This window comes from Zavarzinia sp., assembly GCF_041650655.1.
Classification (GTDB): Bacteria; Pseudomonadota; Alphaproteobacteria; order Zavarziniales; family Zavarziniaceae; genus Zavarzinia.
Genome location: NZ_JBAZKR010000052.1, coordinates 13,871 through 30,669 on the forward strand (window position 1 = coordinate 13,871; position 16,799 = coordinate 30,669).

The window sequence follows — 16,799 nt, forward strand, 5'->3', positions numbered from 1 at the left end:
GAGACATGGCCGCCAGGCTGACCGAAATCCGCCGCATCCCCCTGCCGGTCAGGCCCTTCGACCTCGGCCGGGTGAAGGCGGAAGGCGTCAACGAGCTTCGCCTCTCGCTCGGCATCGGCTCGGGCCTGTCGCGGCGGCCGGGCGATCCGCCGGGCCGCCTCTTCGCCATCACCGACCGCGGGCCGAACATCCCCGCCGACGAGGCGAAGGAAATCCTGGGCAAGGGCGCCGACGAACTGGCGGGCGGCGACAAAAAGGCCAAGATCTTCCCGATGCCGGCGTTCCAGCCCGCCATCGTCGGCCTGGACATCGCGGCGACCCGGGTCCGCCTCGCCTCCAAGCTCGGCCTTCGCGACGCCAAGGGCGAGGCGCTGAGCGGCCTGCCCACACCGCGCGATGCCGAAGCCGCCGGCGACACCGAACAAGCCTTCGATCTTTCCGGCGAACTGCTGCCCGGCGATCCCGGCGGCGTCGATCCCGAATCGGTCGCCGCGGCGGCCGACGGCACCTTCTGGGCGGGCGAGGAATATGGCCCGAGCCTGCTGCACATCGCCGCCGACGGTACGGTGATCGAACGGCTCGTGCCCAAGGGCAACGCCCGCTTCTACCGCCGCGCCCCCTATCCGGTGCGCGAGCGCCTGCCCGAGGTCTTCGCCCGGCGCCGGCTCAACCGCGGCTTCGAGGGGCTGACCCTGTCGTCCGACGGGCGCCACCTGCATTTCATGACGCAGAGCGCGCTGGGTCATCCCCACCCGTCGGTGGCGCTCTGGTCGCGCAACCTCCGCCTCGTCACCTTCGACGTGAAGAAGCGCGAGGTCGAATGCGAGCATCTCTATCGCCTGGAGCGGCCCAACGCCTTCAAGACCGACAAGGACGCCGAACGCGACGACGTGAAGATCGGCGACATGAGCTCGGTCGGCCCCTATGACCTTCTCGTCGTCGAGCGGACCGCGAAGGCCTCGAAGATCTTCCACGTCCGCCTGACCGCGGACCTGCGCCTGCCCCCCGCCTGGCTGGAGATCGAGCACCGCCCGACCCTGGAGGAGACCGACGGCCGCGCCCTGAAGCGACTCGGCCTGCCGATCCTGGAAAAGCGCCTGATCCTCGATTCGGACCGCGAATCCAGCCTGCCGACCAAGATCGAGGGCCTGTCCTGGTTCGACGAACGCACCCTGGTGGTGATCGACGACGACGACTTCGGCATCAGGGGCGAGCGAAGCTCGGTCTGCGTGCTCCGCTTCGACAGCCCGATCATCTGAGGGGCGTGGCGCAAGCTTGGCTCTCTGTCGTCATGGCCGGGCGAAGTCTCATGGCTGTCCGGTTGGCGAAAGCGCGTGGTGGTGTCGTCGGGAACGATAGCCTTTGATCGTCATCGCCGGGCTCGACCCGGCGATCCACGTCTCTCCGCCCGGCGCGGTGTTCTCGTGGATGGCCGTGTCGAGCACGGCCATGACGATAGAGAGGCGAGCCCAGTCTCGGCGGAAATGCCGGTACCGTCAGGGGCTGGAAATAGCGTCGTAGAGGTCGGCCCAGGTCGGATTCGCGGCGTGGATCAGCCGCATCTTCCAGGCGCGGGGCCAATGCTTGATGTTCTTTTCGCGCTGGATAGCCAGGGCGATCTCGTCGTGGGCTTCGTACCAGACCAGTCGCTTCAGGCCGTAGCGCTTGGTGAATCCGTCGACCAGCCCCTCACGATGCTCAAACGATCTGCGCAGGAGATCGCCGGTCACGCCGACGTAGAGCGTCCCATTCGGCCGGTTGGTGACGATATAGACCCAGCCCCCCATCGCCCCCCCCGGCCCCTGCTACTCGACCGCCATCTCGTCCGGGGCGTTGGCGTCGCCGGGTGCGGTCTCGACGCCGAGGTCGGGCACAGCGACGACGCGGGCGCCGCGGAAATCGTTGCGGCAGACGATGACGCCGCATTCCTCGAGATAGGCGAGCAGGCGCCGCGCCCGGCCCAGGGACTGGGTGCCATAGGCCCGGGCCAGCGCGGCATCCGGCGGGCAGGGCCGGCCGGCGATGGCCGCCTGGGCGAGCAGCAGGAAGATGCCCTGGATGTCCTCGGGCAATTTCGCCGCCATCTCGATCGCCCGGGCGGCCGGCGAATCGTCGCCCGTCTCGGGATCGATGCCGGCGCGCACCAGGGCGAGCAGGCGGCGGAAGGCGGCGAGGTCGGGCGGCGTGCCGGTCAGGCGGCGGATCCGGCAGCGCACCAGGAAATCCTGGTAGAGCACGGCGACGGTGCGATAGGCGGCGTCCCGGTCGGCCAGGATCTCGCGCATGATCTCTTGATGCGCCGTCTTGCGCTCGGCCTCGGTCAGGCCGTCGTCCGGCTCTTCCGCGGGCGGCGGCGGGCCGAGCGCCGGGCGCTTCCGCGCCAGTTCCAGCATGATGTCGGCGGTCGGCGCCGCCACCGGCACGCGCGGCGCCGGACGGTAGACGGCGGGCTCGTCCGCCCCCGGCTTGAACAGGAGGTCGCGGGCATCTTCCGGCGGCGGCACGTCGGGCAGCGGCACGAGGACGGGGCTGGTGGACCGGCCGGAGGTTTCGACCGCGCCGATCCGGATCGGCAGCGGCACGCGGGAGAGCGCCGGGCCGAGCGCCACGAAATGGCCGCGGGCGAGGTCGCGGAACATCTCGACCTGGCGCCGGTCCATGCCGAGAAGATCGCCGGCCCGGGCCATGTCGATGTCGAGGAAGGTCCGCCCCATCAGGAAGTTGGAGGCTTCGGCGGCGACATTCTTGGCGAGCTTGGCCAGGCGCTGGGTGGCGATGACGCCGGCCAGGCCGCGTTTTCGCCCGCGCGACATCAGGTTCGCCATGGCGCCGAGGCTGAGCTTGCGGGCCTCGTCCGAAACGTCGCCCGCAGCGGCGGGGGCGAAGAGCTGGGCTTCGTCGACCACCACCAGCATCGGGTACCAATAGTCCCGCTCGGCATCGAAGAGCCCGCCCAGGAAGGCGGCGGCGGCGCGCATCTGTTCCTCGGCATCCAGGCCTTCGAGGCTGAGCACGACCGAGACGCGGTGCTGGCGGGCGCGGGAGGCGATCCGGGTGAGATCGCCTTCGGAGCGCGTCGCCTCGACCACGACATGACCGTATTTCTCGGCCAGGGTGACGAAATCGCCTTCCGGGTCGATCACCGCCTGCTGGACATAGGCGGCACTCTGTTCCAGGAGCCGGCGCAAAAGGTGCGACTTGCCCGAACCCGAATTGCCCTGGACGAGCAGGCGGGTGGCCAGCAGTTCTTCGAGATCGAGCAGGGCGGGCGCGCCGCTTCCCTGCACCCCCATCTCGATTCCAACCTTCATGCCACCGAACCCTCGCCCGCCGAGGCCCCCGTCATAGTGGCTTCGACGCGGGAGTCAATCGCCTGCGCCGGAACGCTGGTCGACTGAAATAGAAAGTGCTTCACTCCGCGGCCAAGAAAATCCGGCACCGGAGGGGAGAGAATGGCGATCGACCGCGAGACCCGCGCCCAGTTCATCGAGACCCTGGAGCGCTTCGTGCGCGAGCGCCTGCGCCCGGCCGAGGCGCGCGTCTCCGACGACGACGCGGTGCCGGCCGAGATCCTGGCCGAGATGCGCGAGCTCGGCCTCTACGGTCTCTCGATCCCGGAGGAATACGGCGGCCTCGGCCTCGCCATGAGCGACGAGATCGAGGTGATGTTCACCTTCTGCCAGACGTCGCCCGCCTTCCGCTCCGCCTTCGGCACCAATGTCGGGATCGGCGCGCAAGGCTTGATCATCGACGGCACGGCGGAACAGAAGGCCCGCTACCTGCCGAAGCTCGCCTCGGGCGAACTGACCTCCTCCTTCTGCCTGACCGAGCCGGAGGCGGGCTCGGACGCCGCCTCGCTGAAGACCTCGGCCCGGCGCGACGGCGATCATTACGTGCTGAACGGTACCAAACGCTTCATCACCAATGCGCCCACGGCCGGCATCTTCACCGTGATGGCGAGGACCGATCCCGCGATCAAGGGGGCGGGCGGCATTTCCGCCTTCGTGGTCGAAGCGGGCACGCCGGGTGTCCGCATCGGCAGACCTGAGAAGAAGATGGGCCAGCAGGGCGCCAAGATCGCCGACGTGATCTTCGAGGACGCCCGCGTGCCGGCGGAAAACCTGATCGGCGGCATCGAGGGCAAGGGCTTCAAGACCGCGATGAAGGTGCTCGACCGCGGGCGGCTGCACATCTCTTCGGTCTGCGTCGGCGTGGCGCTTCGCCTGCTCGCGGACAGCATCGCCTATGCCAGCGAGCGCAAGCAGTTCGGCCAGCGCATCGCCGATTTCCAACTGATCCAGGCCATGCTGGCCGACTGCAAGACCGAGATCTATGCCGGCCAATGCATGGTGCGCGATGCCGCCGCCCGCTTCGACGCCGGCGAGAATGTCTCGACCGAGGCCGCCTGCTGCAAATATTTCTGCTCCGAGATGGTGGGCCGGGTGGCCGACCGGGCGGTGCAGATCTTCGGCGGCGCCGGCTATGTCGCCGACTACGGCATCGAGCGCTTCTACCGCGACGTCCGCATCTTCCGGATCTACGAAGGCACCAGCCAGATCCAGCAGATGGTGATCGCCCGCAGCCTGACCCGCTGAGCGGGGCTCGCCGCACGGCTGTCCGGCCGAGGGCGCCGGGGTCGTTTCACGACCTCCGTGCACCACTCTCTATCGTCATGGCCGTGCTCGACACGGCCATCCACGCCGCCACGCCGCCCCTTGCGTCGACGACGGCGGCACGTCGCGACGTGGATGCCCGGGACAAGCCCGGGCATGACGACGTTGAGTGGTGCCAAGTCACCTCGAACGACCCGGCGCCCTCGACCGGACAGCCGTACAGCGAACCCGGCCATGACGGTAGGGGCGGCTTCCCGCTGCTCTGGCGAAATCGTATCGTCGTGGCCGGCCGGGACGGACGGGCCATGTGGGGAAACGATGCCGGGACAGGTACCGCTCGAACAATCGGTGCAATGGCTGATCCTGCTGCTGGACGGGATCGGCATCTTCGTCTTCGCCATCTCGGGCGCCGTGCTCGGCCTTCGCGAGAAGCTCGATGTTTTCGGCATCCTGCTGCTCGGCTTCGTCACTGCGCTGTTCGGCGGCATCACGCGCGACCTGCTGATCGGTGCGACGCCGGTCGAGACCCTGGCGGACTGGCATAATTTCGCCCTCGCCATGGCGGGCGGTACTTTCACGATCCTGGCCCGCCGCCAGGTGGCGCGGATCCGCCGGCCGGTCCGCCTGTTCGACGCGATCGGCCTCGGCCTGTTCGCTGCGGCGGGAACCCAGAAGGCCTTGGCTTTCGGGGTCGATCCGGTGATGGCGGCCGTGGTCGGCATGGTCACCGGCATCGGCGGCGGCATGTTGCGGGACATGCTGGTGACGCGCACCCCGCTCGTGCTCCAGCGCGAGATCTATGCCGTGGCGGCGCTGGCGGGCGGCCTCGTGGTCGTCGCCTGCGACTGGATCGACATCGGCGCCCTGCCGGGGATGCTGGCGGGGGCGGCGATCTGCGTCGCCCTCCGCCTGCTCGGCCTCTACCGCCAGTGGACGCTGGCCCTGCCGCAGCGCAACGAGCCGTGATAGGATCCCGCCGGGCTCGAACCGGGGGGTGAACGATGTCCGACCACGGGATTGCGTTTCCGGACCGGCCGCTGACGGCGAAGCCGCCCGGTCACGGCGTCGGCGCGACCATCTTCGCCCTGTTCGGCGTCGTCCTCCTATTCGGCGGCGGCCTGCTGATCACGATCCAGCCGATCCACGACCTGCTGGCGGACTGGCAGGTCCTGGAAACCGCCCGCCCGGTCGCCGACGGCCGGATCGAGAACGGCAAATGCACCACCCATGGCGGTGTGCTGGTCTCCTGCAGCGGTACCCTGATCGCCGGCGGCCGCGGCACGCCGGAGGTCCGCCAGGATGTGAACGACTATTTCGTCGACTTCCATTTCGGCGACTACAGCGCCGAAGTGATGGCCGATCCCGCCGTGCCCGGCCATCTGACCACCGATCTCGCGCTCTCCAAGTTCTGGAACCGGGTCGCCACCTATGCCGTCTCGGTGCCGCTCGTCCCAGCACTCGGGATCGGTTCGATCTTCTATGCGCGCAATACCTGGCGGGACGGGATGGCGACGAGGTCGGCCCTGCGCAACAAGGTGCTGCAGCTCGCCCCCCTGCGCGTCGAAGCCTGCGGCCAGAAGGCCTGGCAGGTGGTCGGCGCCGGGCCCGACGGCCAGGCCGTGCGGCGGAAATGGTCGGTGCCGGCGCGGACCAAGCCGATCGTGGTCGACGCCGGCCGCGCCCTGATCCTGGGCGTCACCGCCGACGGTACGGTGACCATGCCGCTCGACCTCAAGCTGAAATGGCTCGACCTGACCAGGGCCGAGCGCGACGCCATGCAGCGGAGCCTGCCGCCTCAGCCGGCGAAGTGGCCCTGACACTCCAACCTTCCCCTACGTCAGGCCGGAACAGCCCTGCGGCGGCGCCACAGGGGCCTTGACCCTATGGCTCCGGTGGGCAATAGAACCCCCCGGGCCAGAGTGCACCAAGAAACTAAGGAAAGACGGAGAGTTCGCATGTCCATCCGCTTCGACAATCGCGTTGCCATCGTCACCGGTGCCGGCGGCGGCCTCGGCCGTTCGCACGCCCTCGCCCTCGCCGCGCGGGGCGCCAAGGTCGTGGTCAACGACCTCGGTGGTGCGGTCGACGGTTCCGGCTCCTCGGCCGGTGCCGCCCAGCGCGTGGTCGACGAAATCAAGGCGGCCGGCGGCGAAGCGGTGGCCGACACCAATTCGGTCTCCACGCCCGAAACCGCGGCGGCCCTGGTACAGACCGCGATCGACGCTTACGGCAAGCTCGACATCGTCATCAACAACGCCGGCATCCTGCGCGACAAGAGCTTCTCGAAGGTCGAACTGGCCGACTTCAAGCTGGTGGTCGAAGTCCACCTGATGGGCTCGGTCTATGTCACCAAGGCGGCCTGGCCGCACCTGATGGCGGGCAACTACGGCCGTGTCGTCATGACCTCTTCGGCCTCGGGCCTCTACGGCAACTTCGGCCAGGCCAACTACGGCTCGGCCAAGCTCGGCCTGGTCGGCCTGATGAACACGCTGAAGCTGGAAGGCCAGAAGCACGACATCCGCGTGAACACGATCGCCCCGGTCGCCGCCACCCGCATGACCGAGAACCTGCTGCCGCCCGCGATCCTGGAAGGCCTGAAGCCCGAACTGGTGACCTCCGGCGTGCTGCACCTCGTTCAGGAAAATTCGCCGAACGGCGTCATCCTGGAAGCTGGTGCCGGCTATTACTCGCTGGTGCAGATCGTCGAAGGCACGGGCGTGAAGCTCGGCCACGAGGCGACGGCGGAAGACGTCGCCGCCGCCTGGGACAAGATCACCGACATGAGCGGCGCCACCCCGGCCTTCTCCTCGAACGAGAAGCTGGCCACCATCTTCTCGTAAGGCTCAGGCTGCGCCGCCCTGCCCGAACAGGCGGAAGCGGCGCAGCACCGCCTTTTCGGCCTCGAGCGCGATCATCAGGCCGACGCCGGCCGCGACCGGCACCGCCCCTTCGGCGAGCGTCAGCGCCCGCGTCCCGAACACTTCCTGGAACAGCGGCACATAGGTGAAGAGCAGCTGCGCCAGGCTGACCAGCCCGACCGCCCAGAGCACGGCCGGCGTACCCAAGAAGCCGCGCAGCGTGACCGAGGGCAGGCTCAGGTAGCGCACGTTGAACAGATAGAAGATCTCGAGCACCACCAGCGTGTTGACCACCATGGTGCGCGCCGTCTCGAGGTCGCGCCCCTGGGCTTGGGCGAGATGGAAGACGCCGAGGCAGGCGAGCGCGAAGAGCAACGAAACGAAGACCACCCGCCAGGCCATGAAACCGTCGAGCAGGGGCGCCCCGGCGCTGCGTGGCGGCCGCGCCATCAGGCCCGGCTCGGCCGGCTCGAAGGCGAGTGCGAGGCCGAGGGTGACCGCGGTCACCAGGTTGACCCACAGGATCTGCACCGCGCTCATGGGCATGACTACGCCGGCGGCGATGGCGGCGATCACGGTCAGCCCCTCGCCACCATTGGTCGGCAGGGTCCAGGCGATCACCTTGCGGATATTGTCGTAGACCGTGCGGCCCTCGCGCACGGCCGCGACGATCGAAGCGAAATTGTCGTCCAGCAGAACGATCCGCGCCGCTTCCCGCGCCGCGTCGGTGCCCTTGCCGCCCATGGCGATGCCGACGTCGGCCTGTTTCAAGGACGGTGCGTCGTTCACGCCGTCGCCGGTCATGGCGACGACGGCACCGCGCGATTGCAGGGCCTGCACGATGCGCAGCTTGTGTTCCGGGCTGGTGCGCGCGAAGACATCCGCCTTTTGGACGAAATCGGGCAGATCGGCATCACTCAGCCGGTCGACATCGGCCCCGGTCGCGACCAGGGGGCGGTCGGCGAGATTGAGCGCCCGGGCGATCGCCAGTGCCGTGGCGGCATGGTCGCCAGTGATCATCTTGACCGCGATGCCGGCCGAGCGGCATTCGGCGATGGCCGCCACCGCCTCGTCGCGCGCCGGATCGATGAAGCCGACCAGGCCGAGGAAGACCGGCTCGGCCCCCAGGGCATCGGCCCTGATGGGGCCTGCCGGCGCCTCGGCCGCGGCGAAGGCCAGCACCCGCTCGCCCGCCGCCGCCGCTTCCTCGACCAGGAGATGCCAGTGGCGGGAATCGAGGGGCACGATGCTGCCGTCGGGCATCAATTGGCGCGTGCATAGATGCAGCAGGCGTTCCGGCGCGCCCTTGACGCAGAGATAGGTGCGGCCGTCGGCGCCGTGGTTCACCGTCGCCATGAAGCGGTGGCGGGCATCGAAAGGCACGGTGTCGCGCCGTGTCCATTCGCTGCGCAAGTGGAGGGTGTCGATGCCGGCCTTGCCGGCGAGGGCGAGCAGGGCGCCTTCCATGGGATCGCCCTCGACCCGCCACTGGCCGTCCACCGGATGCAGGCGGGCGTCGTTGCAGAGCACGGCGCAGCGCAGCAGCGGCAGGCTGGCGGCCAGCGCCGCGACATCGTCGCCCTCGCTCTCCAGCTTGCCGTCCGGGGCATAGCCGCCGCCGGTGGCGAACAGGTCGTGGCCGGGCACCGCGACGCGGCGCGCCGTCATTTCGTTCCGGGTCAGAGTCCCGGTCTTGTCCGTGCAGATGACAGAGGTGGCGCCTACCGTCTCGACCGCGGGCAGCAGGCGCACCACCGCCTTGCGTGCCGCCATGCGCTGCACCCCGATGGCGAGGGCGATGGTCATCACCGCCGGCAGCCCTTCGGGCATGACGCCGACGGCCAGCGCCACCACGGCGATCAGTGCCTCGCTCCAGCCGTAGCCGCGGGCGAGCACGGCGAAGAGGAAGAGGACCAGCGAGCCCAGGCCGATCAGCACGGTGATGCGGCGCCCGAAGCCGTCCATCTGGCGGAGCAGTGGCGTCGTCCCGGCATCCACCGTGCCGACCAGGGTGCCGATGTGGCCGATCTCGGTCTCTCGCCCGGTCGCGGTGACCACGCCGCGGCCCTGGCCGGCGGCGACCAGCGTCCCCGAATAGGCCATGGAGTGACGCTCGCCCAGCGCCGCCTCTGCGGGTGCGGGGGCGGTGGTCTTGGCGGCAGCGACCGATTCGCCGGTCAGCAGCGCCTCGTCGATGGTCAGGGCATGGGCCACGGTCAGGCGCAGGTCGGCTGGCACCCGGTCGCCCGCCTCGATCAGCACGATGTCGCCCGGCACCAGGTCGGCGACCGCGACCCCTTCCCGCCGACCGTCGCGCAGCACATTGGCGTGCGGCGCCACCAGGGCGGCGATGGCGGCCAGCGCGCGCTGCGCCTTGCCCTCCTGGAGGAAGCCCACCACGGCGTTGACCAGGACCACGGCCAGGATCACGCCGGCATCGACGAAATGACCGATCGCCGAGGCGGCGGCGGCCGACGCCAGCAGGAAATAGATCAGCGCGCTGTTGAACTGGGCCAGGAAGCGGCGAAGGGCGCTCGGTGGCTCCGCTTGGGGCAAGGCGTTCGGGCCGTATTCGGCCAAGCGGTGGGCGGCCTCCTCGGCACCGAGGCCCCGCGGGCCGCTGGCCAGTTCGGCCAGGACGTCGCCGGCCTCGCGGACATGCCAATTCTCGTTCATGACATGCCTCCCGTCGACGCCACTGCCTCTGCGGATATGGGATCGGCCCCCACTCTGTCAAACGGCTGCGACAGGAAGCCCCGGCGGGAGCCGCGCTTCAAGGGGACATCAGGCGGCTGATGACCAGGCGGAGCGCCTCTAAAGTCGCCTCGCGGTCGAGATCCGGGTGACGGATCGCCCTTATGGTCAGGCCTTCATAGACCGCGGCGATCATCTCGATTCTGCCGTTCAGCGCGGCGCGGTCGCCGTTTTCGCCGCAGCCGCAGCTCTCGGCCAGGAAATCGCTAAAGGCCGAACGTATTTTCCGATCGACGTCGCGCACGGCGGCCCCTATGGCCGGGTTGCGCGCCGCCTCGGCCGTGATTTCCAGGAACAGGGCGGCATTGTCGGGATCGCACATATCGTCGAAGCCATGGACGGCATCGGCCACCATGGCATCGGCCAGCGGCGCCCCGGTCTCGCGCAGGCGGTTCATCAGGTCGTGGAAACTCTCGAGCTTCTCCTCGACAAAGGCGGCGATGATGGCCTCCTTGTTCTCGAAGTAATGGTAGATATGCCCAACGCTCATGCCTGCTTCCTTGGCCAGTGAAGACATACTGGCAGCATGGAAGCCGTTCTTGCGAAAACAGCGGATTGCGGCCTCCAGGATCTGCCGGCGCCGCGCTTCGCCCTTGTCACCGCCGTGTTCGGCCGGGGTCATTGCCACTCCTGACGGCCCCGTCCTGCGGGGCCCGACTGAATTCGATGCTTGACTTGATGTTAGAATGAACGTTCATTCTAAGCAACAACATCATGGAAGCGTCGGGGGGAGCGCTGCCAACGGTTCGGTGGGGACCAGGGGTCCCGCCGGCATTCAACGTTATGACGGGTGTCTTATGGCGATCGTGAAGCGTTCCCCTCTTCTCGGCCTTGCCGCGCTGGCGCTGGCGGGAGTCGCCGGGCTTGCCGGCTGCGACCAGCAGCAGCAACAGGGCGGCATGCCGCCCCAGGGACCGGTGAAGGTCGGCATTGTCACGCTCGAAGCGCAGGCGGTTCCCATCACCCGCGAGCTGTCGGGCCGCACCGCCGCCTTCCAGGTGGCCGAAATCCGGCCCCAGGTCGACGGGATTATCACCAGCCTGCTGTTCGAGGAAGGCGCCGAGGTCGCGGCCGGTGCACCGCTCTACCAGATCGACCCGGCGACCTATCAGGCCGCGGTCGACAGTGCGGCGGCGGCCCTCGCCCGCGCCGAGGCCACGCTCGAGATTGCCCGGCTCAGCGAGAAACGCTATGCCGCCCTGGTGCAGACCAGCGCCGTCAGCCGGCAGAACTACGACGATACCGTGGCCACGCGGAAACAGGCCGAAGCCGATGTCGCCTCCGCCAAGGCGAGCCTGGCGACCGCCCAGATCAACCTCGACCGCGCCCTGATCAAGAGCCCGATCGCCGGCCGCGTCGGCCGCTCCGCGGTCACCCGCGGCGCCCTGGTGACGACCAACCAGGCGACGGCGCTGGCGACCGTTCAGCAGCTCGACCCGATCTATGTCGACGTCACCCAGTCGAGCGCCGATCTCCTGCGCCTGAAGGCGGCGATGGCCGACGGCAGGCTGACCGGTGTCGACCCCGACAATGCCAAGGTCACCCTGGTGCTGGAGGACGGCTCGACCTATCCCCTGCAGGGCACCCTGAAATTCTCCGAAACCCTGGTGGCGGAAGGGACCGGCACGGTCACCCTGCGCGCCGTCTTCCCGAACCCCAAGGCGCAGCTTCTGCCCGGCATGTTCGTGCGGGCGGTCGTGCAGGTCGGCATCGACGAGCACGGCATCCTGGCACCCCAGCAGGGCATCACCCGGACGCCGACCGGCAAGGCTTCGGCCATGGTGGTCGAGGCGGACGGCACAGCGGCCGCGCGCATCGTGACCGCCGATCAGGCGGTGGGCGACAAGTGGCTGATCACGGACGGGCTGAAGCCCGGCGACAAGCTGATCGTCGACGGCCTGCAGAAGGTCCGTCCGGGCGCCAAGGTCGATCCGATACCCGCCACCCTGGCCGCGAGCGGCGCCCCCACGGGCCCCGCCACGCCAGCCCAGTAACGGCCGGGAGACCCTCGTCATGGCCAGTTTCTTCATCGACCGTCCCATCTTCGCCTGGGTGATCGCCATCGTCGTGATGATGGCGGGCGCCCTGGCGATCCTGAACCTTCCGATCGCGCAATATCCCGCGATCGCGCCCACCTCGATCTCGATTTCCGCCACCTATCCCGGTGCCTCGGCGAAGGCGCTCGAGGATTCGGTCACCCAGGTGATCGAGCAGAAGATGAAGGGCATCGACCACCTGCGTTACATGTCGTCGAGTTCGTCCTCGGCCGGGCAGTCGATCATCACCCTGACCTTCAACGCCGGCACCAATCCGGACATCGCCCAGGTCCAGGTGCAGAACAAGCTGTCGCTCGCCATGCCCCTCCTGCCCCAGGCGGTGCAGCAGCAGGGCGTCACCGTGGCCAAGGCGACGCGCAACTTCCTGATGGTGATCGGCCTCAACGCCGGCACCAGCAGCCTGAGCCAGATCGACCTCGCGGACTTCATCGGCTCGACCCTGCTCGATCCGCTGAGCCGGGTCGACGGCGTCGGCGACATCCAGCTCTTCGGCAGCCAATATGCCATGCGCATCTGGCTCGACCCGGCCAAGCTGAACGCCCTCGGTCTCACGGCGGTCGACGTCACCAGCGCGATCAAGGCGCAGAACATCCAGGTCTCCGCCGGCCAGCTCGGTGGCACGCCGCCGTCGCCCGGCCAGCAGCTCACCGCGACCATCATCGCCCAGAGCCAGCTCAACACGCCCGAGCAGTTCGGCGCCATCCTGGTCAAGGGCTCGGCCGAGGGCGCTGCCGTCCACCTCCGCGACGTCGCCCGGATCGAGATCGGCAGCGAAGGCTATGACGTCATCGCCCGCTACAACGGCAAGCCGGCCGCCGGTATCGGCATCAAGCTGGCTGCCGGTGCCAATGCGCTGGCCACCGCCGACCGCGTGCGCGCCAAGATCACGGAACTCTCGCCCCTCTTCCCGCCCGGCGTCGAGGCGGTCTACCCTTACGACACCACGCCCTTCGTGCAGGTCTCGATCGAGGAAGTGGTGAAGACGCTGATCGAGGCGATCGTCCTCGTATTCTTCGTCATGTATCTCTTCCTGCAGAACTTCCGTGCCACGCTGATCCCGACCATCGCCGTGCCGGTGGTGCTGCTCGGCACCTTCGGCGTTTTGCTGGCGCTCGGCTATTCGATCAACGTGCTCACCATGTTCGCCATGGTGCTGGCGATCGGCCTCCTGGTCGACGACGCCATCGTCGTGGTCGAGAACGTCGAGCGCGTGATGAGCGAGGAAGGCCTGTCGCCGCGCGATGCGACGCGGAAATCGATGCAGCAGATCACCGGCGCCCTGGTCGGCATCGCCCTGGTGCTGTCCGCCGTGTTCGTGCCCATGGCCTTCTTCTCGGGTTCGGCCGGTGTGATCTATCGCCAGTTCTCGGTCACCATCGTCTCGGCCATGGTGCTCTCGGTACTGGTCGCCCTGGTGCTGACGCCGGCGCTCTGCGCCACCCTGCTGAAGCCCGTGCACAAGGGTGACCACGGCATCACCAAGGGTCCCTTCGGCCTGTTCAACCGTGGCTTCGCCTGGACCAGCCGGGCTTACGAGAGTTCGGTCGCCGGGCTGCTGCGCCGGACGCCGGCCATGCTCGCGGTCTATGTGGCGCTCATTATCGGCCTCGGCTTCCTGTTCGTGCGCCTGCCCACCTCGTTCCTGCCGGACGAGGACCAGGGCATCCTGTTCGGCATGGCCCAGCTTCCCGTGGGCTCGACCCAGGAGCGCACCATGGAGGTGGTGAAGAAGATCGAGCACCACTTCTTGGAAGACGAGAAGGAAGCCGTGCGCTCGATCTTCACGGTCCAGGGCTTCAGCTTCGGCGGCAACGGGCAGAACGTGGCGCTGGCCTTCATCGGCTTGCGCGACTGGAGCCTGCGCCAGCGGCCGGATCTCGCGGTCGGCGCCGTCGCCGGCAAGGCCTTCGGGGCCTTCCAGGCGATTCGCGACGCCATGGTCTTCGCCTTCGCGCCGCCGGCCGTCATCGAACTCGGCAACGCGACCGGCTTCGACCTCGAATTGCAGGACCGCGGCGGTATCGGCCACGACAAGCTGCTCGAGGCGCGCAACATGCTGCTCGGCATGGCGTCGCAGGACCCGCGCCTCGTTCAGGTGCGCCCCAACGGCCAGGAGGACGAGCCGCAGTACCGGATCGACATCGACACGGTCCGCGCCACCGCCCTCGGCCTGTCGATCGACGACATCAACAACACGCTGTCGATCGCCTGGGGCGGGTCCTATGTGAACGACTTCATCGACCGCGGCCGCATCAAGAAGGTCTATCTCCAGGGCGACGCCGCCTACCGCATGAACCCGGAAGATCTGGACCGCTGGCACGTGCGCAACGACAAGGGCGAGATGGTGCCCTTCTCGGCCTTCGCCACCACCCATTGGTCCTATGGTGCGGCCCGGCTGGAGCGTTACAACGGCGTGCCCGCCTTCAACATCCAGGGCTCGGCCGCGCCCGGCCTCTCGACCGGCGAAGCGATGGCCGCGATGGAGGCGATGATCGCCAAGCTGCCGCCCGGCGTCGGCTACGAATGGACCGGCCTCTCGGACCAGGAACGGACCTCCGGTGCCCAGGCCCCGGCCCTCTATGCCATCTCGATCCTGGTGGTGTTCCTGTGCCTCGCCGCCCTCTACGAGAGCTGGTCGGTGCCCTTCTCGGTCATCCTGGTGGTGCCGCTCGGCGTCATCGGCGCGGTCGCGGCGGCCAGCCTGCGCGGCCTCGCCAACGACATCTTCTTCCAGGTCGGGCTGCTGACCACGGTCGGTCTCGCCGCGAAGAACGCGATCCTGATCGTCGAATTCGCCCGGGCGCAGCAGGATGCCGGCAAGGAGCTGGTGGCGGCCACGTTGGAAGCGGTGCGCCTCCGGCTCCGGCCGATCGTCATGACCTCGCTCGCCTTCATCCTGGGCGTCATGCCGCTGGCGATCGCCAATGGCGCCGGCTCGGGCGGGCAGAACGCGATCGGCACGGGCGTGATGGGCGGCATGATCGCGGCCACCACGCTCGGCATCTTCTTCGTGCCGACCTTCTTCGTCACCGTGCGCCGGGCGTTCGGCCGCAAGCCGGGCAAGACGGTGGCCGACACCCATTCCGCCAGCGCCCAGCTGGCGGAATGAGAAGGCTTCCCCGCGGCGTCAGAGCTTGTTCTTGACGTCGCGGGCGCCGCTCTCGATCGCTTCGCCCGCCTTCTGCACGTCGCGGCCGGCACCTTCCATCGTGTTGCAGGCGCCGACCAGGGCGGCCACGGCGAACAGGGCGGTGAGGGTGATCTTCTTCATTCTTGCAGTTCCGTGAAGTTCGGTCGTAACGCTGATGATGTCATGAAAAAGGGCGGGCGCCGACCGGCACCCGCCCCAATCGTCGAAATGCCGCAGGTTCAGGCGCGGAAATAACCGCCGCAAGCACCGCACACGACGTCGACGTAATAATTGGTGTCGAGGCCGACGGTCCAACCCACGTGGCCGCACCACGGACACTGGGTATAGCCGCTGTAAGCGGCCTGGCCTTCGGTTTCGGTCTGCGGCGGCTTGGCCAGCAGGATGCCCAGCTTGCTCTTGTCGATCGAGGCGACGTCTGCCGGATCGATCTTGGTGCCGCGCTTGATGGTCAGTTCGTTCGACATGCTCGTGCTCCCCCCGGGGACTGGACTGAACGGTGCGGCCGCGCGGCCTGCACCGGGCCGGCATGATAACGAAGTTGCCGGGCAATAGAAACAGGCTGCCGGCTCCGCGCCGAACGTGTAGAGATGCGGCGAGGGAAACGGGGAAGGACCATGGGCCGAACAGCATTCGTGACCGGCGGCACCAAGCGGATCGGCGCCGCCATCGCCGCCAGGCTGGCCGCCGATGGTTACGCCCTGGTGCTGCAGACCCGCGATCCGGCCGCCGTCGACCCCGCCGTCCTGGCCGGCCTCGGCCCCGCGGTCGAAGTGGTCGGCCTCGACCTCGACGACAGTGCCGCCCTGCCGGCCGCCCTCGACGCCCTGTTCACGCGCCGGCCGGACATCGGCCTGGTGGTCAACAATGCCTCCCGCTTCGAGCCGGACGATTTCGCCAGCCTGACTCCCGCCAGCTTCAATGCCCATATGGCGGTCAACGCGCTGGCCCCGCTGCTCGTGCTCCAGGCCTTCGCCCGCCATGTCGCGCGGGGCGCCGTGGTCAATGTGCTGGATGCCAAGCTGGCCTGGCCGCATCCCGATTTCCTGTCCTATACGCTGGGCAAGGCGGCGCTGGCGGCGGTGACCGACCTCGGCGCCCGCCATTTCGCGCCGCGCATCCGGGTCAATGGCGTCGCCCCCGGCCTCACCCTGATCAGCCCCTTCCAGGACCAGGAACGCTTCGCCCGGGAGAAGGACAAATTGCCGCTGGGCCCCGGCCTCGGCCCCGCCGACATCGCCGATGCGGTTGCATTCCTGGCCGCGGCAACCCACGTAACAGGCCAGGTAATCGCCGTCGACGGCGGGGAAAGGTTCCTTGCCCGGCAGCGGGATCCGTCGTCCCCGATCGACTGATTCGACCCGGTGTG

The 16,799-nt window shown here is 68.6% G+C and carries 14 protein-coding genes; 8 read left to right on the plus strand and 6 right to left on the minus strand.

Annotation, left to right across the window (positions count from 1 at the left end; all coding sequences use genetic code 11):
* The first annotated feature begins 5 nt into the window (after window positions 1-5).
* On the plus strand, window positions 6-1,259 hold the full coding sequence (locus WC493_RS13200) for an esterase-like activity of phytase family protein (protein WP_373065992.1): 1,254 nt from the start codon (window positions 6-8) through the stop codon (window positions 1,257-1,259).
* 237 nt (window positions 1,260-1,496) lie between these two features.
* On the opposite strand, the gene WC493_RS13205 is transcribed toward WC493_RS13200, so the two are convergent.
* Window positions 1,497-1,787 carry a GIY-YIG nuclease family protein gene (locus WC493_RS13205; RefSeq protein WP_373065993.1) on the minus strand — a complete coding sequence of 97 codons (291 nt, stop codon included), beginning with the start codon at window positions 1,785-1,787 and terminating at the stop codon, window positions 1,497-1,499.
* A gap of 18 nt (window positions 1,788-1,805) precedes the next feature.
* Window positions 1,806-3,311, minus strand: coding sequence for a helicase HerA domain-containing protein (locus WC493_RS13210; RefSeq protein ID WP_373065994.1), 1,506 nt, complete (start codon window positions 3,309-3,311; stop codon window positions 1,806-1,808).
* Window positions 3,312-3,452: 141 nt separating this feature from the next.
* Between WC493_RS13210 and WC493_RS13215 the strand changes: the two genes are divergently transcribed.
* The 4 genes from WC493_RS13215 (at window position 3,453) to WC493_RS13230 (ending at window position 7,453) form a co-directional block, all read left to right on the plus strand.
* On the plus strand, window positions 3,453-4,595 hold the full coding sequence (locus tag WC493_RS13215) for an acyl-CoA dehydrogenase family protein (RefSeq protein WP_373065995.1): 1,143 nt from the start codon (window positions 3,453-3,455) through the stop codon (window positions 4,593-4,595).
* A gap of 336 nt (window positions 4,596-4,931) precedes the next feature.
* Window positions 4,932-5,579 (plus strand): trimeric intracellular cation channel family protein, encoded by a 648-nt coding sequence (locus WC493_RS13220; RefSeq protein WP_373065996.1) that lies wholly within the window; start codon window positions 4,932-4,934, stop codon window positions 5,577-5,579.
* A gap of 35 nt (window positions 5,580-5,614) precedes the next feature.
* Window positions 5,615-6,430, plus strand: coding sequence for a hypothetical protein (locus tag WC493_RS13225; RefSeq protein ID WP_373065997.1), 816 nt, complete (start codon window positions 5,615-5,617; stop codon window positions 6,428-6,430).
* A 138-nt stretch (window positions 6,431-6,568) separates the two neighbouring features.
* Window positions 6,569-7,453: an SDR family NAD(P)-dependent oxidoreductase gene (locus tag WC493_RS13230; RefSeq protein WP_373065998.1), complete on the plus strand. Its 885-nt coding sequence runs from the start codon at window positions 6,569-6,571 to the stop codon at window positions 7,451-7,453.
* 3 nt (window positions 7,454-7,456) lie between these two features.
* Here WC493_RS13230 and WC493_RS13235 read toward each other — a convergent pair whose 3' ends face one another.
* Window positions 7,457-10,147 (minus strand): HAD-IC family P-type ATPase, encoded by a 2,691-nt coding sequence (locus WC493_RS13235; RefSeq protein WP_373065999.1) that lies wholly within the window; start codon window positions 10,145-10,147, stop codon window positions 7,457-7,459.
* Between the two features lie 97 nt (window positions 10,148-10,244).
* Window positions 10,245-10,847 carry a TetR/AcrR family transcriptional regulator gene (locus WC493_RS13240; protein ID WP_373066000.1) on the minus strand — a complete coding sequence of 201 codons (603 nt, stop codon included), beginning with the start codon at window positions 10,845-10,847 and terminating at the stop codon, window positions 10,245-10,247.
* 175 nt (window positions 10,848-11,022) lie between these two features.
* On the opposite strand from WC493_RS13240, the gene WC493_RS13245 reads away from it, so the two are divergent.
* Together WC493_RS13245 and WC493_RS13250 are read left to right on the plus strand one after the other, a co-directional pair.
* The gene (locus WC493_RS13245) at window positions 11,023-12,219 is read left to right on the plus strand and encodes an efflux RND transporter periplasmic adaptor subunit (RefSeq protein ID WP_373066001.1); all 1,197 of its coding nucleotides are present in this window, start codon (window positions 11,023-11,025) and stop codon (window positions 12,217-12,219) included.
* A 19-nt stretch (window positions 12,220-12,238) separates the two neighbouring features.
* Window positions 12,239-15,391 (plus strand): efflux RND transporter permease subunit, encoded by a 3,153-nt coding sequence (locus WC493_RS13250; protein ID WP_373066002.1) that lies wholly within the window; start codon window positions 12,239-12,241, stop codon window positions 15,389-15,391.
* Window positions 15,392-15,409: 18 nt separating this feature from the next.
* On the opposite strand, the gene WC493_RS13255 is transcribed toward WC493_RS13250, so the two are convergent.
* Both WC493_RS13255 and WC493_RS13260 read right to left on the minus strand, forming a co-directional pair.
* Window positions 15,410-15,553 carry an entericidin A/B family lipoprotein gene (locus WC493_RS13255; protein ID WP_373066003.1) on the minus strand — a complete coding sequence of 48 codons (144 nt, stop codon included), beginning with the start codon at window positions 15,551-15,553 and terminating at the stop codon, window positions 15,410-15,412.
* Window positions 15,554-15,651: 98 nt separating this feature from the next.
* Window positions 15,652-15,897, minus strand: coding sequence for a hypothetical protein (locus WC493_RS13260; protein WP_373066004.1), 246 nt, complete (start codon window positions 15,895-15,897; stop codon window positions 15,652-15,654).
* Window positions 15,898-16,047: 150 nt separating this feature from the next.
* Between WC493_RS13260 and WC493_RS13265 the strand changes: the two genes are divergently transcribed.
* Window positions 16,048-16,785 (plus strand): SDR family oxidoreductase, encoded by a 738-nt coding sequence (locus WC493_RS13265; protein WP_373066005.1) that lies wholly within the window; start codon window positions 16,048-16,050, stop codon window positions 16,783-16,785.
* The last annotated feature ends 14 nt before the right edge of the window (window positions 16,786-16,799 follow it).

What these genes read in the sequence shown, in the direction of transcription:
- WC493_RS13200 (WP_373065992.1), top strand. Translation starts at nt 6, where the DNA reads ATGGCCGCCAGGCTGACCGAAATCCGCCGCATCCCCCTGCCGGTCAGG.
- WC493_RS13205 (WP_373065993.1), bottom strand. Translation starts at nt 1,787, where the DNA reads ATGGGGGGCTGGGTCTATATCGTCACCAACCGGCCGAATGGGACGCTC.
- WC493_RS13210 (WP_373065994.1), bottom strand. Translation starts at nt 3,311, where the DNA reads ATGAAGGTTGGAATCGAGATGGGGGTGCAGGGAAGCGGCGCGCCCGCC.
- WC493_RS13215 (WP_373065995.1), top strand. Translation starts at nt 3,453, where the DNA reads ATGGCGATCGACCGCGAGACCCGCGCCCAGTTCATCGAGACCCTGGAG.
- WC493_RS13220 (WP_373065996.1), top strand. Translation starts at nt 4,932, where the DNA reads ATGCCGGGACAGGTACCGCTCGAACAATCGGTGCAATGGCTGATCCTG.
- WC493_RS13225 (WP_373065997.1), top strand. Translation starts at nt 5,615, where the DNA reads ATGTCCGACCACGGGATTGCGTTTCCGGACCGGCCGCTGACGGCGAAG.
- WC493_RS13230 (WP_373065998.1), top strand. Translation starts at nt 6,569, where the DNA reads ATGTCCATCCGCTTCGACAATCGCGTTGCCATCGTCACCGGTGCCGGC.
- WC493_RS13235 (WP_373065999.1), bottom strand. Translation starts at nt 10,147, where the DNA reads ATGAACGAGAATTGGCATGTCCGCGAGGCCGGCGACGTCCTGGCCGAA.
- WC493_RS13240 (WP_373066000.1), bottom strand. Translation starts at nt 10,847, where the DNA reads ATGACCCCGGCCGAACACGGCGGTGACAAGGGCGAAGCGCGGCGCCGG.
- WC493_RS13245 (WP_373066001.1), top strand. Translation starts at nt 11,023, where the DNA reads ATGGCGATCGTGAAGCGTTCCCCTCTTCTCGGCCTTGCCGCGCTGGCG.
- WC493_RS13250 (WP_373066002.1), top strand. Translation starts at nt 12,239, where the DNA reads ATGGCCAGTTTCTTCATCGACCGTCCCATCTTCGCCTGGGTGATCGCC.
- WC493_RS13255 (WP_373066003.1), bottom strand. Translation starts at nt 15,553, where the DNA reads ATGAAGAAGATCACCCTCACCGCCCTGTTCGCCGTGGCCGCCCTGGTC.
- WC493_RS13260 (WP_373066004.1), bottom strand. Translation starts at nt 15,897, where the DNA reads ATGTCGAACGAACTGACCATCAAGCGCGGCACCAAGATCGATCCGGCA.
- WC493_RS13265 (WP_373066005.1), top strand. Translation starts at nt 16,048, where the DNA reads ATGGGCCGAACAGCATTCGTGACCGGCGGCACCAAGCGGATCGGCGCC.